This window comes from Pseudomonas sp. CCC3.1 (assembly GCF_034347405.1).
Lineage (GTDB): Bacteria > Pseudomonadota > Gammaproteobacteria > Pseudomonadales > Pseudomonadaceae > Aquipseudomonas.
Map to the genome: position 1 here is coordinate 2,049,194 of NZ_CP133778.1, position 22,662 is coordinate 2,071,855.

The following is a 22,662-nucleotide window of genomic DNA, read 5'->3' on the forward strand; positions in this document are numbered from 1 at the left end:
CCCGACACACTCAAAAACCGGAGATTGCCTGTATGTCTATTGATCAGGAAGTACGCGCCTTGGCCGCCGGATGTTTGCCGCCGCACGTGTTGAACACCCATGTCGACCCTTCAGCCTTCAAGCTATCGATGCGCCAGATCGCTTCGCCGGTAGGGATCATCACGACCCGCCATGGCAGTTTGCGCAATGGCCTGACGGCTACCTCGATCTGTTCGGTGTCGATGGAGCCACCCACCATGTTGGTGTGCGTCAATCGCAATGCCAGTGCCGAAAAGACCATCGCCGAGAGCGGCGCGTTTGCAATCAACATGCTGACGGATGCTCAGCATGGCGTGGCTCGACTGTTTTCAACCCCCAAGCTGTGCCCCGAGGACCGATTTGCCGGGGCGCAATGGAGCGAACTGGTGACCGGGGCACCGATTCTGGAAGGTGCCGTCGCCACGTTCGACTGTGTGGTGCAGGCGTGCATTTCTTCAGGCAGCCACAACCTTTACATCGGCCGGGTTATCGCGACGCGGTCGTTGGACCAGGACATTTTGCTCTACCGCGACGGCTCGTTCCGTCGTCTTGAATCCTCCAACTGAAGCACCAGTGCACGGGGGCTCTATGACAGAACAAGAAAAAGTGGTCGTCATCACCGGCGCTGCTGGCGGCATTGGCCGGGCGTTATGCGAGGGGTTTATCGCTGATGGATACTGCGTGGCGGCGGTCGATCGGGACGGCGAAGCCTTGCATGCGCTGATGATGCAATTGGGCGCCGGGCATCAGGGTTTCACCTGCGACCTGAGCAGTGAAACGCAAATCGTCAAATCGGTAGGTCGCATTGCCAGCCACTTCGGGCGTATCGATGTGTTGGTCAATAACGCCGCGGTTGGGCCCACCATGGAATCGACTGAGCAGACCAGCGTCGCGGGTTTTGAGCAGGCATTGGCGGTGAACGCGGTCGGCCCCATGCTGATGGCCCGTGAAGTGTCGCGCTATATGGGCGACACAGGCGGCGCGATCGTCAACGTCGCGAGCCTGGCGGGGCTGATTGCCAACCCCCGGCGCAATGCTTACGCCGCGTCGAAAGCAGCGGTGCTCAGCATGACCCGCTCTCTGGCATGCGAGTGGGCTCATCGGCGGATTCGGGTTGTGGCTGTCGCCCCGGGTTATGTCATGACACCGATGGTGGCCGACCTTGAGCGTCACGGCAAAGTTGACCTGAGCCGCGCCCGCCAGCGAATCCCCATGGGGCGGCTTGCCCGCCCTGATGAAATCGCCGCTGCCGTGCGCTTTTTGGCTTCGCCGCGTGCGGCCTACATCACGGGTACCGAGCTTGTCGTTGATGGCGGCTGGGCGTGTTTTAACCAGCCTGGAGACGCACACCCGAGTGTCCCTTTGCCGCCAGTCGCCGAAAACCGGCGCGACGTCAGTGAGGCGAGGCCGCGGGTCGTGGTGGTGACCGGTGGCGGTCGGGGAATCGGTGCCGAAATTGCGCGCAGCTTTCGCGATCATGGTGATCAGGTGATTGTGCTGGACCGAGAGGCTGGCGACATGAGCCTCGACCTGCGCTCGGAACAGGCTGTGTGCGAGGCCTTTGAGCGTATCGGCGAACGCTTCGGGCGCATCGATGTGCTGATCAATAACGCAGCGGTTGCCGACACGTTCATGCCTGCGCAAGAGCAGGGCAGCGACTACCTGATGAATATCCTTAACACCAACCTGACCGCTGCCTTTGTCTGCAGCCGTGAAGCCCTCAAATGCATGTCGGGTAACGGTTCTGTGATTATCAACCTGGGGTCGATCAATTCGTTTCGCCCGTTTGCTCCACGTCATGCCTACGGTGCTTCAAAGGCCGGACTTGAAATGCTCAGCCGCTGCCAAGCCGCCGAACTGGCTGAGCAAGGTGTGCGGGTCGTCACGCTGGCGCCGGGTTACATACACACCGCGGGCACTGCCGAGCTGGAGGCTGCCGGGCGTATCGATGCCAACCTGATTCGACGGCGTATTCCGCTGGGGCGCTTCGGCCAGCCGCAAGACATCGCTGAAGCGGCGCTGTTTCTGGCGTCTGGCGAGGCGTCGTATATCAACGGTTCCACCCTGTATGTAGATGGCGGTTGGACGGCGTTCAGCAATGCAGGGGATGCCGCCATTCTGAGCCATGAGGAGCACAGCGCATGATTCTTGAGTTCAACAACGACAGCGGTCTTTCGATGCGCGAGCCGGATGACTTTAAGGCCTTCAAATTGCGCATCAATGGATGCGTACCCGGTGAAAAACCTGTCATTAACGGTGTTCGTTATCTGCCCGATGAGCATGCTTATATTGATCAAGCTCAAGTGATTCAGGCCGTCGGCATCCGGGGCAGTGCCGACTGGCACGCAGGGTTTACGGCGATGCTCGAAGCCGCGGCGAAGTACGGCTGGATCGAGCCCGGCACGCAGGCGATCAAGGCGCATATCCAATGGACGTGACTTGCCCAGTGGTACACGTGCGTAAAGCGGCGGGTTATACCGTCATCACCCTTAACCGCCCCGAGAAACTCAATGCCTGCACTGTGCCGATGCTTGAGGCACTGCTGACGGCGTTGCAAGAGGCATTTGCTGATTGCGCGTGTCGTGTTGTCTTGCTGACGGGCGCCGGGCGTGGCTTTTGTGCAGGTCAGGATCTGAATGAGCGAAAGCCGGTACCGGGGCAATTGCCGGACCTGGGAGCCTCATTGATCGAGCATTACAACCCGGTCATCCAGGCTATCCGCAGTGCTGAAAAACCGGTGGTGTGCGCGGTCAATGGTGTCGCTGCCGGTGCGGGCGCGAATATCGCCCTGGCGTGCGACATTGTGTTGGCATCGCGAACGGCGCGCTTTATCCAAGCGTTTGCCCGCCTTGGTCTTGGGCCGGACGCTGGCGGCAGCTGGTTTTTGCCGCGCCTGATCGGCGATGCCCGCGCCCGTGCGATTGCTTTACTGGCTCAACCGGTGAGTGCCGAACAGGCGCATGCCTGGGGCATGATCTGGCAAGTGGTCGAGGCTGAGGAACTGATGAGCACGGCAGAAAACCTGACTGTTGAATTGACGACACGTGCACCGGGCTCGATGGCAGCCATCAAGCGGGCTTACCAAGCGTCGGCTACGCATACCCTGGAGGAGCAACTGGCCCTTGAAGCGCACCTGCAACGCGATGCAGGGCGCAGCGCTGATTACGCCATTGGTGTCAGTGCCTTTTTATGCGGGGAACCACCGGTTTTTATCGGTCGTTAAACGCTTTATCACGTATCTGAATCTGCGCGACAGTGCCGTTAATCATTGGAGTAATCCGTCCTGGCTCACGTAGACTTATTTCACGATTAAGGCCCATTGATAACATTAACTAACGGACTGAATAACCGTCCGCAAGTTGATGCGCGGGCCTGAACTATAAGTTGCACTTTGTTCCCGTTTAATACTGTCCATCTTTGCAACCAACAACTATAAAAGGGCCTGCACATGGAATTTGGAACCTTCATCCTTGCCGCTCAGCGCGGTTATCACCAAACGTCAGAACATGTGATTCGTCACTCTATAGAACAGGCCATTGCTTCCGAGAAAGCGGGCTTCCATACCGCCTGGTTCGCCGAGCACCATTTCAATAACTACAGCCTGGTTCCTTCACCCCTGATGATGGTGGCCGCCTTGTCCGGTCTCACCCGTACCATCCGCCTGGGTACGGCTGTGTGCGTGCTGCCGCTGTATCAGCCGCAACGCTTGCTGTCCGAGATCGGCTTTGCCGACATTGTGTCCAATGGTCGCCTTGAGCTAGGCGTGGGCTCGGGGTATCAGCAATTTGAGTTCGAACGTTTCGGCGTCGATGTCAACAACGCCCCGCAGGTGTTTTCCGAGTACCTGGATATTCTGCAAAAAGGCCTTAAACAGCCGATCTTCGAACATGACGGCGAGCACCTGAAAATCCCGCCTACGGCCATCTCCGTACGCACCGTGCAGCAGCCCGGGCCGCCAATCTGGCTGGCTGCTGGCTCGCCCCGCAGCATGGCCCGTGCTTATCGCGAAGGTCACAACTTGTTCGTGACGGCTTTTCATGACGGCCTGGAAACGGTGCAAACCCTGCGCGAGAGCCTTGAAAGCGCTGCCGCGAGCGAGGGCAAGCAGGTGACGGACGCCCGCGTCGCCTTGCTGCGGTGCTGCTTTGCCAGCGACAACGAAAGCGAAATCAACAGTTATCTGGACAACGCCCGCTACCAGCGACGCCTTTCCGAAGCCTTGCAGAAACGCCGCCAGCAAAGCAGCGATGGCTATCTGATGCAGGAAATGCCGACCGAGAAAGACCTGTCGTTCGAGCAAATGCGCAAGAACATGCCGATTGGCAGTGTCAATTATGTGATCGACAAACTGCTGGAAGAAATTGAAGTGCTCAAGCCCGATCAAATTGCGGTGCAAACACAGTTGGGCGACTTTGACGAGAAAACCATGCTGCGTCAGATCGAGGTGTGGGGCGAGACCATCATTCCTGCCGTCAATAAGGCATTGGCCAGCAGTGGCCGCACGATTGTCCCGGCATGACAATGATTAGCGGGCGTGGGCAAACATTGCCTCACGTCCGCGTTTAGGCTCTGTACGGAATGTATCTGCGCTCGGTTATGCGGCGTTGAAAACAGGCTCGGAATGCTCATTTACAACTCGTAAACTCCGCTTCCTCGCCTGTTTTCGCCTTGCCTAACCTTCGCTCGAAAACATTTCGTACAGACCCTGACGCAGGCGTTTGTGACGGTGATTTAAATAATAAAGGCATATTGTCTTTCATTAGCGCTGCACCAATCAGTGAGATAAAAATAATGATAAAAAATCTTAGGTGGGTGATTGTTTTATTGCTGTTGCTTTTATATGTCATCAATTATTTGGACCGCGTTGCGCTGTCGATTGTTTTACCGCTGGTTGAGGCTGACCTTAATTTGTCACCCGAACAATTCGGGATTATTTTCGGGGCCTTTTTTCTGGGCTATGCCGTCTTCAACTTTCTCGGGGGCATTGCTGCTGATCGCTTTGGTTCGCTGTGGGTGTTGGGCGCGGCGGTGGCGTTATGGTCGGTGTTCTGTGGCCTGACCGCCATCGCCACGGGGTTTTGGTCGATGCTGATCCTGCGCATTCTTTTCGGCATGGCTGAAGGCCCGATATCGGCGGCGGCGAACAAGATGGTCAATGCCTGGTTCCCCAGGCGCCAAGTGGCTACAGCGGTGGGGCTGGTGTGCGCTGGATCACCCTTGGGTGGCGCCGTTGCCGGGCCGATTGTCGGCTATCTGGCGGTGTCCTTTGGCTGGCGTCTGTCGTTCATCATCATTGCCGCCATTGGCTTTGTCTGGCTCTGTTTCTGGATCTACCTGGCGGCCGATGCCCCAGAGAAAAGCAAGCGGGTGACCGAGGCTGAAAAAGCCCAGATCGAGCAATGGAAACGTGAAGAAGTCTTGTCGCTCAAGGGGGGCGTTGAGCCCCGTCGATCCCTATGGTCATACATCAAACACCCGGCCATTCTCGGCACTTCGTTTGCATTTTTCGCGTCCAACTACACCCTGTTTTTCTTCCTCAGTTGGTTCCCTACCTATTTGATGAAGGCCCACGGCCTGAACATCAAGGAAATGGCCCTGGCCACAGTGATTCCCTGGGTAGTCGGCTTCATCGGCATGATCCTCGGTGGAGTGCTTTCTGACTTTGTCTTGCGCAAAACCGGCAAACCGGTGCTGGCACGCAAGTTGGTGATGGTCAGTTGCCTGGGCTGTGCGGCGTTGTGTGTCGGATTGTCCGGTTCGGTGACCACCTTGTATGCGGCCGTGGGGCTGATGTCCATGGCGCTGTTTCTGCTCTACACCGCAGGGCCCTCCTACTGGTCGGTTGTACTGGATAACGTCGACAAGAACTCGGTGGGCTCTGTTACCGGTTTCCTGCACCTGTGCGGCAGTTTGGCCGGCATGGTCGGGCCAGTTGTCACCGGTTTTATTGTTCAGCAGACAGGCAAGTTCGACAGCGCTTTTCTGATGGCGGGATGCGTCTCGCTGACCGGCGCCGTGGTGGTGTTTTTTCTGTTGCGTGAGCCACGGGCCAAACCGGCGGCCATGCTTCCCGGCGAAGCAGTCTAGCGCCTGTTCAGGGTTGTCCCGGCCGGGGCAGCCCTCCTTCTTTTTATGGCATGGCAGGGTATTGAGAATGTCCACTCCTGTTCCTGATGTGGTCACGGCCACGGTTCAATCTGATGGTGTCGCGCTGGTGTCGATCCATCGTCCTGACGTAAAAAACGCCCTCAATCTCGACGTGCGGCAATGCCTGGCGCGTGTATTTTTAGCCCTTGCAGCGGATAAAGCCGTCAAAGCAATCGTGTTGACCGGAAGCGAGCAGTGCTTTGTCGCGGGTGCAGACGTGCGCGAATTCGCTGATGCCACGCCCGTGCAGATGTACCTGCGCCACACCGAACGTCTGTGGCAAGCCATCAGCCAATGCCCCAAACCTGTGATTGCAGCCGTCAACGGTCTTGCCCTGGGCGGTGGCTGCGAGCTGGCGATGCACTGCGACATCATCATCGCGGGTCGTCAGGCGCGATTTGCGCAGCCCGAGGTCAAGCTGGGGCTGATGCCTGGTGCTGGCGGCACTCAGCGTCTGATTCGTGCGGTTGGCAAGTTCCAGGCCAAGCGCATGTTGCTCAGCGGTTGTCAGGTGAGTGCCGCAGAAGCACTGGCCATGGGCATGCTCAGTGAAGTGGTCGACGACGATAAAACGCTTGAGCGCGCGTTGGCGCTGGCGGCCGAGATTGCACGCTTGCCGCGCCTGGCAGTGGAGCAGATTAAGGAAGTGACTTTGCTGGGGGCGCAGATGCCGCTGGAGGGAGCTTTGGCGCTTGAGCGCAAAGCATTTCAGTTGTTGTTCGACACCCGCGATCAGAAAGAAGGCGCGCAGGCGTTTTTGCAAAAACGATCTGCGCAATTTCAGGGAGAGTGAGATGCACACCATTGCTGTTATCGGCACAGGCGCCATGGGCGCAGGAATCGCCCAACTCTGCGCGCAGGCCGGCTTCAAAGTGCGTTTGTATGACGTACAAGCCGGTGCTGCGCACACGGCTCGCGAGCGGCTGGCACACGTGTTCGAGACGCTTGCTGGCAAAGGGCGGCTTACGCCAGGGGAGGTCACGCAGGCCCTTGCCAACCTGCAGGTCAGTGACGCTCTGGGCGAGCTGCACGACTGCGACTTGGTGATCGAAGCCATCGTCGAAAAGCTGGATGTCAAACAGGCCTTGTTCAAGGCGCTTGAACAGATTGTGCGCGCCGACTGCCTGTTGGCCAGCAACACGTCATCCCTGTCTGTAACGGCCATTGCTCAGGGTTGCCAACGGCCTTCGCGGGTTGCAGGGCTGCACTTCTTCAATCCGGTGCCGCTGATGAAAGTCGTCGAGGTCATTGCCGGGCTCGAGACTGACAGCGCAGTGATTGAGCAGTTGATGACGTTGGTGAACCGGCTGGGACACTGGCCGGTGCGCTGCCACGATACGCCGGGTTTCGTCATCAACCATGCCGGTCGGGCTTATGGCACCGAAGCGCTGGCCATCCTGGGTGAGCGTGTTGCACCGGTGCAGGTTATTGACCGTGTGCTGCGTGAGGCCATGGGGTTTCGCATGGGGCCGTTCGAACTGTTTGATCTGACGGGGCTGGACGTCTCGCACCCGGTCATGGAGTCGATCTTTGAGCAGTACTATCAAGATCCGCGTTACCGGCCTTCGGTGCTGACTCGCCAAATGCTCAATGGCGGGCGGTTAGGGCGCAAGAGCGCTCGCGGATTTTATCGCTACCCACGGGCCGAGGACGCGCAGCAGCCTGCTGTGCATCCATCGTGCAATCCCCCGGTATGGATCGGTGCCGAAACGTCTGATGATCACCGAGCCCTCGCCAATTGGCTTGGGGCGCAGGGGATTACGCTGGATAACGCCTCGACCCCGGGTGCCGATTCGCTGTGCCTCCTCGCACCCTATGGACACGATGCCTGCGGTGCTGCCCAGGCGTTTGGCACCGACCCGGCGCGAACCCTGTGCATCGACCTGCTCCCTGGCCTTGAGCGTCATCGCACCTTGATGCGCACGCCGGTGACTCATGCGCACCTGTGTGATTTTGCCCTGGCCATTTTTGCCAAAGACGCCGTCGGGGTGTCGCTGATCGAAGACAGCTTGGGGTTTATCTGCCAGCGGGTGATGGCGTCTATCGTCAACCTGGCCTGTGACATGGCGCAGCAAGGCATTGCCACTCCCGCCGATATAGACCGAGCCGTGCAAATTGGCCTCGGCTACCCCTCAGGGCCGCTGGCATGGGGCGATGCATTGGGGGCAGGGCGTGTGCTGAGCATTGTGCAGCGCATGGCCGACACCAGCCATGACCCGCGATACCGTCCCAGCCCTTGGTTGCGTCGCCGGGTTGGCTTGGGTTGTTCACTCGGTTTTGAGAGGTCCGCATGCTGAACCTGGGGTTTCGAACTACGCCAGCCCGGCTTATGGGGCCGGGTGCAACTACCGCGATTTTTCGGGAGACGCTATGAACAGTCGTACCGAGCGTCCCGTTCGCTCAGCCTTCTCGCATTTCTCGGCCATCCAGACGCGCTGGGGCGATAACGACGCCTTTGGACACGTCAACAACGTGGTTTATTACGCGTACTGTGAGTCGACCATCTGTGCCTACCTGATCGAGCATGAAGCGCTGGACATCATGAGCAGCCCGGTGATCGGCGTGGTGGTCAGTTCTGGCTGTACCTACCATGCCTCAGTGTCTTTTCCCGATCTGATCACGGTGGGCATGAAGGTGACGCATCTGGGGACCAGCAGCATGCGTTACGAGCTGGCGCTGTTTCGCAACGATGAACAACAGGCGTCGGCGGTTGTGCAAATGACCTATGTGTATGTAGACCGCAGCGCCAACGACCCCGTCCCGATCCCAGCGTCCATTCGCGACGTACTGGGCCGCTTGATGGCGTGAATCGCCTATTGATCCCGCAGCGATCGCCGGGCGCGGGACTCGCCCCACTGGTTACATCCCTTTTAAAGGAGGTCCCATGAGTGCCTTGATTAACTATCGCGCAGAGCATCGGCTAGCGCTTATCGGCCTGGTCCATGCACCGGTCAACGCATTGGGCCAAGCCCTGCGCCGTGAGTTACTGCAAGCCCTTGAACGTGCCAACGCCGATCCTGCGGTAGACGCCATCATTATTCACGGTGAGGGCCTGCCTTTTAGTGCCGGGGCGGATATTCACGAGTTTGGTACACCCCGTGCTGTCGCTGCCCCGCATTTACGGGCGCTGCTGCTTAGGTTGCAACAACTGAACAAACCCGTCATTGCTGCGCTGTCGGGTGTGGCTTTAGGGGGCGGGTTGGAGTTGGCTCTCGCTTGCGGGTATCGCATTGGCGAGCCGACGGCTTGTTTCGGCTTGCCGGAAATCAAACTGGGGTTGATACCCGGTGCTGGTGGGACTCAGCGTTTACCGCGCTTGATCGGTGTGCAAGCGGCCCTGGACATGATGATCAGTGGGCAAATGATCAACGCTCGACACGCCCTTGAGCTGGGCTTGCTGGATGGCCTGAGCAAAAGTGCTCAAAGCTTGCTGCACGAGGCGTGTGCCTTCGCCCATGAATTGCTTGAAAGAGATGCCCCGGCCTTTCCAGAACCGCGATGGCGCTTTCCTGGCAGCGGGTTGCCTGATGATTTCTTCAGCCAGTATCGCCTGGCTCAGCAGTCGCGCTGGCAAGGGCAACTCGCCCCGCAGAGTGTCGTCAAAGCACTCGAAGCAGCCTGCACACTGCCTTTGACCGACGGACTGGCGCTGGAAGCCGAACTGTTCAAGGCACTTGAAGCGTCGAGCCAGTCGGCCGCTTTGCGCCATGTGTTTTTTGCCGAGCGCAATGTTGGAAAGTTGCCGGGTATCAGCGCCGATACACCGATTCGGCTTATCCGTAAAGTCGCGATTATCGGCGCAGGGACCATGGGCGGCGGGATCGCCATGTGCTTTGCCAATGCGGGCATTCCTGTGGCTCTGCTGGAGCTCAAGGCCCAGGCACTTGAGCATGGCCTGATGCAGATTCGCAGCCACTACCAAATCAGCGTACAGCGCGGCAAGTTGACAACCGCTCAGATGGAGCAGCGCATGGAACTGCTGCACGGCACCCTCGACTATGCCGAGATCGGGGATGCCGATCTGGTCATTGAAGCGGTCTTTGAGAGTCTGCCAATCAAGCAGCAGGTGTTCAGGACGCTGGACGAGGTCTGCAAGCCTGGCGCGATTCTAGCCAGTAACACCTCGACCCTGGATATTGACGCCATTGCCTCCGTTACGCGGCGCCCGGGGGATGTGATCGGTTTGCACTTCTTCAGCCCGGCCAGCGTTATGCGTTTGCTGGAGGTGGTACGTGGCCGTGACACTGGGGCTGATACCTTGGCAACGATGCTGGCGATTGCCAAACGTCTCGGCAAGGTTGCGGTGGTCTCAGGCGTCTGCTTCGGTTTCATTGGTAATCGCATGCTCGAACCTTACTCGCGTGAAGCCCATCGGTTGCTGCTCGAAGGCGCCAGCGTGGCGCAAATCGACCGGGTGCTAACTGACTTGGGTATGGCGATGGGCGTGCTGGCGATGCATGACCTGGCGGGTATTGACGTCAGTTACTTGATACGCGAATCGCGTCGCGACGTGATCGGCCATGACCGCAGTTATTGTCGAATCGCCGACGTTCTTTTCGAACAAGGGCGTTATGGCCAGAAGACTGCCCGTGGGTTCTACCTTTACGAAGGTCGCCAGCGGCGCGAAGACGGCGAGCTCATCCCTCTGGCTGAACGTATCGCTCACGAGCTGGGCATTGTGCGCCGGGTGATCAGCAATGAGGAAGTGCATGACCGCTGCCTGTTCATGTTGATAAACGAAGGCATTCAACTGCTTGACGAAGGTATTGCTCAGCGCAGCAGCGACATCGACCTGGTGTGGATCAATGGTTACGGTTTTGCGGCCTGGCGCGGCGGGCCTTTGCATTACGCCGAAAGCCTGGGGCTGGCGCACATCCTGGAGCGCATCCGGCATTACCGCGACGCGCTGGGCGCCTATGGGCAGATGTGGTTACAGCCCGCGCCCTTGCTCGAACGTCTGGTTGCCGCTGGCCATACCCGCATCGAAACGCTCACCGCCAAGGACATTTGAACATGCGCGAAGCCGTCATTCTTTCCACCGCCCGTACCCCCATCGCCAAGGCTTTTCGTGGCTCGTTCCATCACTTGACGGCACCGAGCATGGCCAGCTACGCCATCCGGGCTGCCGTTGAACGCGCCGGTATCGAAGCCGATGAAATCGAAGACCTGATTATCGGCACCGCCATGCCAGCCGGAACCGCAGGCTGGAACGTGGGGCGCATGGCCGCGCTCGCCGCAGGCTTGCCTCTGACTGTCAGCGGCCAGACGCTGGACCGTCAATGCGCCTCGGGCTTGATGGCTATTGCAACCGCCGCAAAACAAATCATCGTTGATGGCATGGACGTGGCGCTGGCAGCCGGTCAGGAACATATCAGCCTGGTTCAGAATCGCTACATGGAATGGGCCATGGCCGAGCAGGACCCGCACGTTATCCGCAACGCCGTGCATGCCTATATGCCCATGCTACAGACCGCAGAGTATGTGGCCCGGCGTTACCAAGTCAGTCGCGAAGCTCAAGATGCCTATGCGCTGCAATCACAACTGCGAACGGCAGCGGCGCAACAGGCAGGACGCTTTGACCGTGAAATGGTGCCCGTCATGTCGCATCGAGCCGTCACCGACCCCGCCACCGGGATTGTCACGCACGAACCCGTGACTCTGTTGAGCGACGAATGCAACCGGCCCCAGACCCTGTTGGAGGGGCTGGCGGCACTGCGGCCCGTTATCGAAGGAGGCAGTATTACGGCTGGCAATGCCAGCCAATTATCGGATGGCGCCAGCGCGTGTGTGCTGATGGATGCGGGTCTGGCCGCGCAACGCAACCTGACGCCATTGGGGCTTTACCGGGGAGTTGCCGTCGTCGGCCTGGCCCCGGAAGAAATGGGCATCGGCCCGGTCCACGCGGTGCCCAAACTGCTCAAACAGCATGGACTGCGCGTTGACGACATCGGCTTGTGGGAACTCAACGAAGCGTTTGCCTGCCAAGTCATTTACTGCCGCGACCAGTTGGGCATCGACGACACGCGGATGAACGTCAATGGCGGCGCCATCGCCCTTGGCCACCCCTATGGCATGAGCGGTGCCCGCATGGTGGGGCATGCGCTGCTTGAGGGTAAGCGTCGGGGCGTAAAATACGTGGTTCTCACGATGTGCGTGGGAGGAGGCATGGGCGCGGCGGGATTATTTGAAGTCCTGTGAAAAGAATGGGATCTGGCATTCAGATTTGATTTGGGCGCCTCACAATGTTCGGTACTTGGAGGGGTGCCTGTTGCAAGTCAGGTACGCGGCCCGGTGCTGCATCCGGCGGTGCATACCGATGAACGTCAGTCGGCGTGGCCTATTTTCTTATTCCATACGGCTATTTAAAAAGCTTCTTTTAGTCTTGGATGGCCGGTGATAACGGCCTCTATAGTGTCGGCCTTTCTCAATATTTCAAACAAGATGAAGGTTGCTACATGCCGTCACGTTTTCTGTTTGCTGCACTGTTTTTGGCCATTTCCGGCTGCGTGAGCGCACCTCTTCCTGCGGTGCACACCAAAGACCCGGCCAGTTCATCGCTGCACGGCGACCCGACGCGTCCCGCCCAAGCGCAATGGCTTCGCACTGAGTTGTATTTTTCAGTGGGCAAGTTGGGTGGCAGCGGTGCTGATGTCATCAGCCCTGAACGGTGGCGGGCGTTTCTGGACAAGGAAGTCACCCCACGCTTCCCCGATGGTTTCAGCGTGCTGGATGCTTACGGCCAATGGCGCGACCATGGTGCCAAAGAGCCGGAACGCCTGGGCACCAAGGTGATCGTCATTCTGCATGAAGACACTGCGCAGCATGGGCAGGACATCGAAGCCATTCGCCTGGCCTGGAAGCGCATCACCGGCGATTTGTCAGTGCTGCGCCTGTCCCAGCCAGCACAGGTTTCTTTCTGAGTTTCAATGTGACAGTTGCCGATTGTCATCCAGGCGTTCTGCCGTCCAGTCCGGGTCGCTGGCCCTGACTGGACTTTGCACGTGCAGTACCGCAAAACCGAAGCGCTCCTGAAACAATCGTCCGATGGTGGCAAGCGCTTCATGATTGGCGCTGTTGTCGGCGTGGATCAGGATCATGATCCGCGACGGCAACTTTTCCGGCTTGCCCGAGGGGCCACGCCACTGTCCATTAACCTTGTACCAGCTCAAGCCATCAGGAAACCTGGGCGTGACCTCTTCAGACAGAAACTCATCCCAGGCTTGACGATCAACTGCGGCGAAGTATAGCTCCGAGCGCAACATTGTGCGGCCGTGTGAGTCACTGGCCGTTGGTTTGCTTGCCCACGCAACGCCGACTGTAATCAGTGCGGCAATTGCCAGTAACAACCCAACTATTCCCCATTTTTTCATACCGGCTCCTCAGCCTCTGAAGGTGTGATGGTCGTGCGGCCCAGCAACGCCAGAAGCACTGCACCTAGCGCCAGCACAGCGATACCCAGTAACGCGCCATAGCCGACGAAAACCACGCTGGAATAAAGCATGTACAGGCACAGCGCAAAAAACAGCAGGGGCAACAACGGGTACAACGGCACCTTGATCGGCCTTGGCGCATCGGGAAACCGGCGTCGCAAGATCAGCAGCGCCAAAGTGCTCAGGCTTAGAAACAGCCAGTAGACCGGGGTCAAGTACTCCACCATGGCGTTGAAGCCGCTGTGCGAGAAGCTGCCAAACAACACGAGCAACAGCGAAACAGCCCCGATGGCCAGCAATGCCCGACGTGGCACGCCATGGCGCTTGTCCCAAACGGCGAGGCCGCTCAGTTGCGGCACCTGACGGGCAGCGGCAAACGTGGTTCGGGCACCGACCAGCAGGGTCGAATTGATACTGGCAATCGCCGAAATGCCCACCACCAGCAGAATCAAACCGACACCGGGCGCCCCAAAAGCCCGATTCAGCAGTTCGACACCCGGTGCGTCGCTGGCCGCCAGCCCTTCGTATCCCAGCCCCTGGATAAAGGCCCAGTTCAACGCCAGATAGATCGTCAGCAACAGCGTTAACGCACCGAGCATGGCGATGAACATGCCGCGACGGCCATCGCGTACTTCGGCCGACAGCGTCGCGGCATCACTCCAGCCACCAAACGCCAGAAAGACAAAAATCATGGCCGCTGAAAAGCCCGCCAGCCCGGTCTGCTCAGGGACCGCCAGCACGCTCGGCGCCACGGGCTCAAACCCTTTCCAGGCCAGCCAGCCCCCAGCGGCGGCAATGCTCAAAAAGCCCAGTGCGAGCAGCACCACCAACGCGGTCTGGGTGAGAAAGCCAATCTCTCGGCCCACTAGGTTCAGCAGCACCAGCGCGACGATCACCAAGGCTGCAAACAGCCCGGAACCGTAAGGCCCCAGTGGCACAACAGCGTTTACATAATCGGCGAACATAAAGGCCGACAGCGCGATCCAGCCGGTGTGCATCACCGAGAAGCGCGACCAGGCAAACAGCATGCCCACCCGCTCACCATAGGCCAGGCGCAAAAAATGATAGTCACCGCCCGGATGGGGAAACGCGGTGGCCATCTCTGCAAAGCACAAGGCACCGGCCATGGAGATCAGTCCGCCGAGAATCCACACCAGATAGAAATGATCGCTGCCCACATTGAGTGCCACGGTGGGAGCGGTTTTCAAAATATCGGTGGTAATCACCATGCCGAGAGTGACCAGCAATGCCTGGAAAACAGGCAAATGGCGCTGCACACCGGCAATGGCAGAAACGTCTTCGCGCATAAAGGTTTTCCAAATAAAAAGCCGCCCCCTGTAGGAGCGAGCTTGTCTCGCGATCTTTTGATCTTTAAAAAGATCGCGAGGCAAGCTCGCTCCTACAGTCGTTTGAAGTGCGCCCGGGATTTAAAACGCGTAAGTAAGTCGGGTGTAGTAATAGGCGCCGTTGCTGCCTATCGGCGACAGCACGTCATACGGCAGGTTGCCGCCGTAGTTGATTTGCGAGTTGGAGCGATCCGGGTATTTGTCGGTCAGGTTGTTACCACCCAGCGCGATGTCGAAAGCTGGGGTGAATTTGTATTGCACCTCAGCGTCCAGTTGCCAGACCGCGCCGTAGGTTTGTGTCGGCTGCGAATCACCGAAGTCAAAGACCCGCGTGGTTTCGCCCTGACGCGTCAAGCGTCCCAGCAGCCCCCAGTGCTGATTCGACCAGTTGGTTGACAGGACGAAGCGATCCCGTGGGGCGGCGTCGGTCAGGGTGTTGCGTTCCTCGACACCCACCAGTGCATCGCTGCCGATTCCCAGGCCGGAGAGCTGGGAAGGCGTGCCACGGGTCTTGGTGACTTGGGTGTGGTTGTAGGTGTAGGCGGTGGTCACGCCCAACTGGCCATCGAACAATGGCTGGTGGTAGTTCAGCACCAACTCGGCACCGTTGGTGCTGGTGTCGGCGGCGTTGGTGAAGAAGCTCACATCATGCACGCCGGCGATGCCGAAATTATCCTGGATGTACTGCTCCAGCGCGTCACTGCCGATGCGCTGAGACAAGGTGATGCGGTCTTTGACGGTGATGTGGAACACATCCAGCGACGCATCAAAGCGGTCATTCAGTTGCGCGGTCAGCCCCAGACTGAAGTTTTTCGAGGTTTCCGGGTCCAGTTTTTGCGCGCCCAAGGCCCGTGCGATAGGGCTGTTGACTGGCAGCGTACGAATATCGGTCAGCACGCCATTGTCACCATAGTTGCTGGTGGTGTTCTGGAAACCTTCTTGAGCCAGCGACGGTGCGCGGAAGTTATTGGACACCGCACCGCGCAGTGCCAGTTGGTCGGTCAGACGGTAGCGACCGCTCAGTTTGCCGGTGAGTTTGCTGCCCGCATCGTCGTAATGCTCCCAGCGCGTCGCGAGGTCGACGAACAAACGGTCGGTGAGGTCGCCGGACAATTCGGCGTAGGTGCCGAACACATTGCGATCCAGATTCACTTCTTCGCTCGGGCGCAGGCCGTTGGAACCATCGGCGCCATCGCCGAAGTAAGAGGCGGGGTCGCCCGCGAACGTCAGGTAGTTCTCGTAGCGATATTCACCCCCCACCGCCAGCACGAAAGAGCGATCACCCAGGCGCACTTCGCGGCTCAAGTCCAGGTTGGTGGTGGTCTGCCGAAACTCATAATCGCCGGTGTTGAAGCGCGTCGGCGAGTCGGCACCCAAGCTGACGTTGAGGGTGCGTTGGGTCGACCCGTCGAAGCGGTTACGCCCGTGGGTGATGCTGCTGTCGAAGTCCCAGTCATCATCCAGCATGCCTTTGAAACCGATCGTAGCGGACACGTCTTTGTTGTCGCCGAGCGACTGAGGCAAGTAGCCGTTAGGGTAAAACTGCGGCTGCTCGTAGGCCTCACGGTAGAAGTCCGAGCCTGTGGTATGCCGCTGGTTGTAAGTCCCGAAAGAGTAAGCCTTGCCATCGGCCAGTGGTAACTCAGAGTTGAACCAGACGTTCACATCCCGCGCCAGGCCATCGCCCATGGCAAAGTTGCGCTCACCCGGTGTGTCCGAGAAGCTGTCATAACCTGCGCGGTTGGTCGGGTTGCGATCTTTGTACTCCGTGCCCACGCGAATAAACCCGCCGTCTTCCCCCAAACGCGTGCCGATCTTGGCCGATGTTTGCGTGCTCTGGCCGTCGGTAATGGTTTTGCCGGTCGCGTTTTCGTGGGTGTGATAAGCGCCATAGGTGGTGGACACTTCGCCGCCTTCCGGGGCGTCATCCAGAATGATATTGATCACCCCGGCAATCGCGTCAGAGCCGTACTGAGCGCCTGCGCCGTCGCGCAGCACTTCAATGCGTTTGATGGCGCTGATAGGGATCGAGTTGAAGTCCACCGGGGCTGTGCCACGGCCGATCTTCGACGAGTCGTTGACTACGGCCGATGTGTGGCGACGCTTGCCGTTGACCAGCACCAGTACCTGATCCGGGCTCATGCCGCGCAATTGCGCCGCCCGTATGTGGTCGGCTCCGCCGGAGTTGGATTGGCGTGGAAAGTTGAACGATGGCAGTAACGTCTGCAGCGCCTGCCCCAACTCTCCGCCGCTGGCACCGGCAGCCTTCAGGTCGGCGGCGGTCAGCACATCCACCGGCACGGGCGAGTCCAGCACGGTGCGGGCTTTGCCGCGAGTACCGGTGACCAGCACCGTGTCCAGGCGCTCAGCACTGTCGGCGCCAGCGGGTACGTCGTCAGCGTGGGCGGGTAACAGAGTGAACGTTGAAATCACTGCAGCGATAAATGAGAGTGAACTTTTTTGCATATACAACTCCTGAACTGCGGCCAATACACGTCCAGTGCCGCAGACGTGAGTCAACGGCATTAGCGCGGGGGCAGTACTGCTCTGTCGTTATTATTTAAGAGTGTTTAAGTGCGAGTGTTTGAAGTGTGTTACTTGGGCAATGGAATCCAGGGTGCAGTGGCAATACCTGATGTATCACCGAACGCAGGGACTTTTTGCGCCAGATCGCGCACGTTTTTTACATCCAGATCCAGCAGTTGCTGGCGAGTAATCAACGTGGGCGGCACCAGTACCTTTTGCCCTGGATTTTCACCGGCAATCAGCATTGCCAGACTGCGCACACTGATCGCTCCGGCCACTTGCGGGTTGACCGCCGCCGTGGCAACCCAGGCGCTGCCGGGCTCTTTCATGATCTGAATGTCAGCAGTGGAAATGTCGGCACTGTAGATTTTGACTGTTGATCCCCTGCCTGCTTCATCAACGGCGATTTTTGCGCCTTTGGCGAACTCGTCAAAGGGCGCGAAAATCACGCTGATTCCAGGGTTGGCCCGCAAGACGGCGCTGGCCTGATCAGCGACCGAGTTGGCAATCGGCGGGTTCAGGGTGCCGAAACGAGCCTTCTCGACGATGCCCGGATTGTCCGCCTTGACCTGAGTCCAGATTTCATTGCGCAGCTCCATCGGGGTAAAGCCGCTGATGTAGACATAGCCCGCATCAAACTTCGTGCCGTTGTCTTTCACTGCTTGCTCCAACGCCAATCGCGCCAGCGCATGGTGATCCTGCTCGACCTGGGTCACCTGCGGGTTTTTCAGGTCGACGTCAAACGCCACCACTTTGATGCCTTTGGCGATGGCTTTATCGACTGAATCCTTGAGGGTTTCGGCCAGACCCAATTGCACGATGATCCCGTCGACGCCCAGATCAATCGCCTGCTCGATCATTTCACGCTGGCTGGCCGCCTGTTGCCGCGCATCGAAAATCCGCAATTTCACGCCAAGGGCGTCGGCCTGTTTTTGCACGCCTTGCAAGTAAGCTTCGGGGAAGTCACCGGAGAACAGATAACCGACCATGGCAATCTGCACGTTGCCTTTGTCAAAAGGCGCCGGTGCGCCCGCTAAACCTGCGGCTTGGGCATTCAAGGCCAGGCCTGAAAACAGCACGCCTGTGAGGCACTTTCTAAGGGTGCCTTTGATTGATGAGTACATAGAGGATCCTTGCGAGTTGAGGGCGTCGCAGATCAGCGCACGCGCTGTCCGACACCAAAGGTGAAAATCAGCGCCAGCACCAGTACCAGTCCCTTGACGAAATCCTGGGCGTAGTAGGGGGCGTTAAGCATCGTCAATCCATTGAGCAAGGTGGCCACCAGTAACGCGCCGATCAACGTGCCAAAAGCGTTGGGTTTCTTCGCGCCCAGCACGGCAAAACCAATCAGCGCAGCGCCCAGTGCATCCAGCACCAATCCATTTCCGGAACTGACATCACCGCGTCCCAGGCGCGCCGCCAGCAGCAAACCGCCCACTGACGCCAACAACGAAGACAGCACGTACGCCAGCAGTTTGTAGCGATGCACCGGGGCGCCCGCCAAGTGCGCGGCCTGCTCGTTGCCGCCGATGGAATAAAACAATCGGCCGATACGGGTGCGCTCCAGAAACAACCAGACCGCCAGCGCCGCGACAGCGGTGACCAACACTGGAACCGGCACCGTGTCCCACAACCGACCGCGCCCCAACGCCAGAAAAGCCGCGCTGAAAACGCCCTCGGCTTCCTCGCCGTTGGGCAGCGTCATGCCGACGGCAATCGAACGCCCGCCGGTGGGAATCAGTTGCACGCCAATCACCAGAAACATGCTGCCCAGCGTCGCCAGAATGTCCGGTACGCGCATCTTGACGATCAACCACCCGTTGAACAGCCCGACCAAAGCGCCGCCTGCCAGGCTGACCAGCACGGCGGGCACTGCGCCCCAGCCCAGCACCACCATCACGTAGCTGGCAATCATCAGGCTCATCGCCGCGACGGCCCCGATGGACAGGTCCAGGCCGCCAACGGCCATGGTCAGGGTGACGCCAAGGGCCAACAAGGCCACGATCGACACCGACTGCAAAATGATAAACAGGTTGCTGACCCGCAAAAACGCGGGCTCTGCAACGCTGAAAAACACCACAATCAACGCCAGCACCAGCAACAGGCCATAACGGATCAACGCGTTCAGCAAGCGCTGTGGCTTGGTGGTTTGGTTGGGTAAAGGGGAAATCAATTCAGGCACGCGCACTACTCCTTGGCGTTGCATTAGTGGCTAAAGGGGAGGGGTGTGCGTCGTCGTTGCCGACAAGCTGCGCCACCAACGTGGCACGGCCAAGACCCGCACGGGGCAAGTCAGCGACCACCGCATTTTCACGAACCACCAAAATTCTGTCAGCGATCTCCAGGGCTTCGTCCACGTCGGTACAAATCACCAGCGTCGCCCGGCCATCGCAACTGTTGCGCAGCAAGTGGCCGATTTCGCGACGGGCTCGCACATCGACGCCCTGAAACGGCTCATCAAGTATCAACACGCGGCCGCTTCCCAGCAGCCAGCGGCCCAGCACCACTTTCTGCTGATTGCCACCGGACAACGTTTCCATGGGCAATTCGATGCCGGCTGTCTTGACCCCTAGCGCCGTCACGGCGTCTTGCGCCGCCTGTGCTTCGAGCCGGGTGTTGATAAAACCGTAGCGGGTAAAGTGCTGCAAAAAAGGCAGGGTCAGGGTTTTGCGCAAGGAAAACCCCGGAATCAACGAATGAGTGGCGCGATCCTCAGCGGCATAAAACACACCGGCCTGAATCGCCTGTCGGGGCGAATTGAACAGCCCCTCGACCCCGTCCACCTGCAAGGTTCCGGCAGCCGGACGGCGCACACCAAAGATCACCTCGGCAATTTCGCTCTTGCCTGCGCCCAGCAACCCGGTGAGCGCCACCACCTGTCCTTCGTTCAGGTTTAAATCAAACTCGGCGGCGTGCGGCGTAACTTTCACGGCGCGCAAACTCAGCACCTCGCGGCCCGCTGGACGTGGCTCAAAGGGTCGAGTATCCGGTGCTTCACCGAGCATCGCGTACACCGCTTCGGTGAGCTGATGCGCGCCAAACTCGCCGGCCAACTTGCCGTCACGCAGCACCACAGCGCGATCAGCCAAACGCTGCAAATCCGACAAACGATGGGAAATATAAAGAATCGCCACCCCACGCTCGCGCAAGGTTTCTACCAGTGTAAACAACCGCTGGGCTTCGGTATCCGACAGCGCCGCGGTTGGTTCATCGAGAATCAACAACCGCGGCTGCAACGCAAAAGCCCGCGCCAGCACCACCAATTGGCGTTCGGCTTGACCGAGGTTTTCAATCGGCTGTTCCAGCGGCAAATCCAGACCTAACCCGGCTGCAATGCGCGCCGCACGTTCCAGCACCTGCTTGCGTGCTAGCCAGAACCCTGCACCTGGCTGGCAAAGCTCATCGAGCAACAGGTTTTCCGCCACGCTCAAACCGGGCGCAATACCGTCGTTGACGTGCTGATGCACCGCCACAATGCCGACCTTGCGTGCCGCAAGCGGCGAGTTGAAACGCTGCAACGTCCTCTCAACCAGAAGCTCGCCCGCGTCATGCGACTGACTGCCGGCAAGGATCTTCACCAGCGTCGATTTACCAGCGCCATTGGCTCCTAACAACGCCACAACTTCGGCGGGGAAAATCTGTAAGTCCACACGATCCAGAGCACGGTTGGCCCCGAACGATTTACTCAGGCCACGCGCACGAATCAACGGTTCAGGCGCTACAGCGGCAGGCGCGATCATAAGAAAATACCGAAAACAGAAGTCGCCGAAAAATCAGCAAACACAAGACGTTGGGGCGAGGATTAAAAGCATTTCACTAGGAACAATCCAATATATGTATCGAATATGAAATATCTTTTAGTTATAAGTGATGGCGCTCGGATGTGCGTGAGGGAAGGGGGGGCAAGATCGTTTAGGTGCATCTCTTGAGCGGACTCGACACCCGTGGGAGCTATGGCAGGCTGTGATCTTTTGATTGTTTTAAGGATCGCAGCCTGCGGGAGATCCCTACACGGTGAGCCAACCAATCACCGGAACAATCAGCAGCGTGCTCATCGCCATCGACAACACATTGCCGATGTAAGGGTGCATATACGTCGGCAACCGCTGGGCAATGGCGCACGCCAGAGGCGGGGCGATGAGTGCCCCGAGCAAAGCGCTGGCGACCATCACCGTTGCGCTGCCTCCGAAGGTCAGCACCGATGCCGGAACCACCGACACCAAGGGCACATACGTGGGATACCAGCCGCGTTTTTGCCATTGGCCACGCCAAATAATCACCCCCAGCAGCGAGGTCAATGCTTGCGCTGCCACCAGATGCAGCAACAGGCCTGAACCATAAGCAGGGCTGAAGGGGTTCAACGCGTAAGCCAGTAAAACACCTGCGAGCATCCCCAGGCTGGCCCATTCATTGCCAAAGAACGGCGCTTCGGAAAAGTCTGCCAATACCCGGCGCATCGTCCAGACCATGCCGTAGTCAGGGGGCGGTACGGCTTCAGGTTTCGCAACGTGTTGTTCGACCTGACTTCTGACCAGTGCGGGCACTAAACGGCACACGCCAAAAGCGACTGCGCTGCCGAGTGCCATGCCCAATACATTGCCAACCACCACGGTCAACTCCAAGGGCAGGCAGACGAAATTAACGATCAGCAGGCAACTTGGTGTAACCAGCAGGGCACCTAGAATCGCGCCGTTGAGGGTGACTTTCCAGCCGCCACCAAACATCAACACCATCGCGGCGGGCAATGACACAAAGGCAGCGAACGTCGGCTGCCAGGTCTGGGCAGTCAACGTCCAGCCCCACAGCGCATTGCTCAGTGCTAACCCCAGCAGTGAGCTGGTGACCAACCAAGGCCACAGCCCTGTGCCATAGCTAATGCTGAACCCTTGCCATGTTTTGGCGTAACGACTGGCCCAGTAGCCCAGAGCACCACCCAACAACAACCCCAATGAGGCGAACTCGTGCTTGTAAAAAGCGACTTCGCTGATATCGCCGACCACCCAGCGCAGCCACGCAAGCGGTGAAGGCCAGTCGCCCATCATGTCGCTATATCCGGGCCAATAACCTGACGTCGACGAGGCGTAGAGCCAGGATAAACCGCTTATCAGCGCGACTGTCGCCAGCGTGAAAGCTATGAGCAACGCAAGGTAACGCACGGCGGTATTTGAAGACTCTTTTGGCGATAAGGACGGCAT

The 22,662-nt window shown here is 58.8% G+C and carries 19 protein-coding genes; 12 read left to right on the top strand and 7 right to left on the bottom strand.

Annotation, left to right across the window (positions count from 1 at the left end; translation table 11 throughout):
• Positions 1-32: 32 nt before the first annotated feature.
• From RHM56_RS09410 to RHM56_RS09465, 12 genes are all read left to right on the top strand, one after another.
• On the top strand, positions 33-584 hold the full coding sequence (locus RHM56_RS09410) for a flavin reductase family protein (protein WP_322240798.1): 552 nt from the start codon (positions 33-35) through the stop codon (positions 582-584).
• A 22-nt stretch (positions 585-606) separates the two neighbouring features.
• Entirely contained in the window at positions 607-2,163 is a 1,557-nt protein-coding gene (locus RHM56_RS09415) for a glucose 1-dehydrogenase (protein ID WP_322240799.1), read from the top strand.
• A complete protein-coding gene (locus tag RHM56_RS09420; protein WP_322240801.1) occupies positions 2,160-2,456 on the top strand; it encodes an enoyl-CoA hydratase in 297 nt (98 codons plus the stop codon). The genes RHM56_RS09415 and RHM56_RS09420 overlap by 4 nt, the downstream gene beginning before the upstream one ends.
• A complete protein-coding gene (locus RHM56_RS09425; protein ID WP_322240802.1) occupies positions 2,447-3,241 on the top strand; it encodes an enoyl-CoA hydratase-related protein in 795 nt (264 codons plus the stop codon). The genes RHM56_RS09420 and RHM56_RS09425 overlap by 10 nt, the downstream gene beginning before the upstream one ends.
• Positions 3,242-3,466: 225 nt before the next feature.
• Positions 3,467-4,537 (top strand): LLM class flavin-dependent oxidoreductase, encoded by a 1,071-nt coding sequence (locus tag RHM56_RS09430; RefSeq protein ID WP_322240803.1) that lies wholly within the window; start codon positions 3,467-3,469, stop codon positions 4,535-4,537.
• A gap of 305 nt (positions 4,538-4,842) precedes the next feature.
• A complete protein-coding gene (locus tag RHM56_RS09435; RefSeq protein WP_322240804.1) occupies positions 4,843-6,105 on the top strand; it encodes an MFS transporter in 1,263 nt (420 codons plus the stop codon).
• 67 nt (positions 6,106-6,172) lie between these two features.
• The gene (locus tag RHM56_RS09440) at positions 6,173-6,958 is read left to right on the top strand and encodes an enoyl-CoA hydratase (RefSeq protein ID WP_322240805.1); all 786 of its coding nucleotides are present in this window, start codon (positions 6,173-6,175) and stop codon (positions 6,956-6,958) included.
• Position 6,959: 1 nt separating this feature from the next.
• Positions 6,960-8,462: a 3-hydroxyacyl-CoA dehydrogenase gene (locus RHM56_RS09445; RefSeq protein ID WP_322240806.1), complete on the top strand. Its 1,503-nt coding sequence runs from the start codon at positions 6,960-6,962 to the stop codon at positions 8,460-8,462.
• A gap of 73 nt (positions 8,463-8,535) precedes the next feature.
• On the top strand, positions 8,536-8,973 hold the full coding sequence (locus tag RHM56_RS09450) for a thioesterase family protein (RefSeq protein WP_322240807.1): 438 nt from the start codon (positions 8,536-8,538) through the stop codon (positions 8,971-8,973).
• Positions 8,974-9,049: 76 nt separating this feature from the next.
• Complete coding sequence (locus tag RHM56_RS09455) at positions 9,050-11,176, top strand: 3-hydroxyacyl-CoA dehydrogenase NAD-binding domain-containing protein (protein ID WP_322240809.1); 2,127 nt, start codon at positions 9,050-9,052, stop codon at positions 11,174-11,176.
• A 2-nt stretch (positions 11,177-11,178) separates the two neighbouring features.
• Positions 11,179-12,363 carry an acetyl-CoA C-acyltransferase gene (locus RHM56_RS09460; RefSeq protein ID WP_322240811.1) on the top strand — a complete coding sequence of 395 codons (1,185 nt, stop codon included), beginning with the start codon at positions 11,179-11,181 and terminating at the stop codon, positions 12,361-12,363.
• Positions 12,364-12,620: 257 nt separating this feature from the next.
• On the top strand, positions 12,621-13,085 hold the full coding sequence (locus RHM56_RS09465) for a DUF3574 domain-containing protein (protein ID WP_322240813.1): 465 nt from the start codon (positions 12,621-12,623) through the stop codon (positions 13,083-13,085).
• A gap of 3 nt (positions 13,086-13,088) precedes the next feature.
• Here the strand turns inward: RHM56_RS09465 and RHM56_RS09470 are convergent, their stop codons facing one another.
• The 7 genes from RHM56_RS09470 to RHM56_RS09500 form a co-directional block, all read right to left on the bottom strand.
• Positions 13,089-13,535, bottom strand: coding sequence for a DUF3574 domain-containing protein (locus tag RHM56_RS09470; RefSeq protein ID WP_322240815.1), 447 nt, complete (start codon positions 13,533-13,535; stop codon positions 13,089-13,091).
• Positions 13,532-14,902 (bottom strand): APC family permease, encoded by a 1,371-nt coding sequence (locus RHM56_RS09475; protein ID WP_322240817.1) that lies wholly within the window; start codon positions 14,900-14,902, stop codon positions 13,532-13,534. Before RHM56_RS09475 ends, RHM56_RS09470 begins: the two co-directional genes overlap by 4 nt.
• Before the next feature lie 120 nt (positions 14,903-15,022).
• The gene (locus RHM56_RS09480; RefSeq protein WP_322240819.1) at positions 15,023-17,407 is read right to left on the bottom strand and encodes a TonB-dependent receptor; all 2,385 of its coding nucleotides are present in this window, start codon (positions 17,405-17,407) and stop codon (positions 15,023-15,025) included.
• A gap of 128 nt (positions 17,408-17,535) precedes the next feature.
• On the bottom strand, positions 17,536-18,591 hold the full coding sequence (locus RHM56_RS09485; protein WP_322240821.1) for a substrate-binding domain-containing protein: 1,056 nt from the start codon (positions 18,589-18,591) through the stop codon (positions 17,536-17,538).
• Positions 18,592-18,623: 32 nt separating this feature from the next.
• Positions 18,624-19,640 (bottom strand): ABC transporter permease, encoded by a 1,017-nt coding sequence (locus RHM56_RS09490; protein WP_322241739.1) that lies wholly within the window; start codon positions 19,638-19,640, stop codon positions 18,624-18,626.
• 1 nt (position 19,641) lies between these two features.
• Positions 19,642-21,207: a sugar ABC transporter ATP-binding protein gene (locus tag RHM56_RS09495; RefSeq protein WP_322240823.1), complete on the bottom strand. Its 1,566-nt coding sequence runs from the start codon at positions 21,205-21,207 to the stop codon at positions 19,642-19,644.
• A 267-nt stretch (positions 21,208-21,474) separates the two neighbouring features.
• Positions 21,475-22,662 (bottom strand): hypothetical protein, encoded by a 1,188-nt coding sequence (locus tag RHM56_RS09500; RefSeq protein ID WP_322240825.1) that lies wholly within the window; start codon positions 22,660-22,662, stop codon positions 21,475-21,477.

Coding starts and splice junctions, on each gene's coding strand:
- RHM56_RS09410 (WP_322240798.1), top strand. CDS start 33: ATGTCTATTGATCAGGAAGTACGCGCCTTGGCCGCCGGATGTTTGCCG.
- RHM56_RS09415 (WP_322240799.1), top strand. CDS start 607: ATGACAGAACAAGAAAAAGTGGTCGTCATCACCGGCGCTGCTGGCGGC.
- RHM56_RS09420 (WP_322240801.1), top strand. CDS start 2,160: ATGATTCTTGAGTTCAACAACGACAGCGGTCTTTCGATGCGCGAGCCG.
- RHM56_RS09425 (WP_322240802.1), top strand. CDS start 2,447: ATGGACGTGACTTGCCCAGTGGTACACGTGCGTAAAGCGGCGGGTTAT.
- RHM56_RS09430 (WP_322240803.1), top strand. CDS start 3,467: ATGGAATTTGGAACCTTCATCCTTGCCGCTCAGCGCGGTTATCACCAA.
- RHM56_RS09440 (WP_322240805.1), top strand. CDS start 6,173: ATGTCCACTCCTGTTCCTGATGTGGTCACGGCCACGGTTCAATCTGAT.
- RHM56_RS09445 (WP_322240806.1), top strand. CDS start 6,960: ATGCACACCATTGCTGTTATCGGCACAGGCGCCATGGGCGCAGGAATC.
- RHM56_RS09450 (WP_322240807.1), top strand. CDS start 8,536: ATGAACAGTCGTACCGAGCGTCCCGTTCGCTCAGCCTTCTCGCATTTC.
- RHM56_RS09455 (WP_322240809.1), top strand. CDS start 9,050: ATGAGTGCCTTGATTAACTATCGCGCAGAGCATCGGCTAGCGCTTATC.
- RHM56_RS09460 (WP_322240811.1), top strand. CDS start 11,179: ATGCGCGAAGCCGTCATTCTTTCCACCGCCCGTACCCCCATCGCCAAG.
- RHM56_RS09465 (WP_322240813.1), top strand. CDS start 12,621: ATGCCGTCACGTTTTCTGTTTGCTGCACTGTTTTTGGCCATTTCCGGC.
- RHM56_RS09470 (WP_322240815.1), bottom strand. CDS start 13,535: ATGAAAAAATGGGGAATAGTTGGGTTGTTACTGGCAATTGCCGCACTG.
- RHM56_RS09475 (WP_322240817.1), bottom strand. CDS start 14,902: ATGCGCGAAGACGTTTCTGCCATTGCCGGTGTGCAGCGCCATTTGCCT.
- RHM56_RS09480 (WP_322240819.1), bottom strand. CDS start 17,407: ATGCAAAAAAGTTCACTCTCATTTATCGCTGCAGTGATTTCAACGTTC.
- RHM56_RS09485 (WP_322240821.1), bottom strand. CDS start 18,591: ATGTACTCATCAATCAAAGGCACCCTTAGAAAGTGCCTCACAGGCGTG.
- RHM56_RS09495 (WP_322240823.1), bottom strand. CDS start 21,207: ATGATCGCGCCTGCCGCTGTAGCGCCTGAACCGTTGATTCGTGCGCGT.
- RHM56_RS09500 (WP_322240825.1), bottom strand. CDS start 22,662: ATGCCGTCCTTATCGCCAAAAGAGTCTTCAAATACCGCCGTGCGTTAC.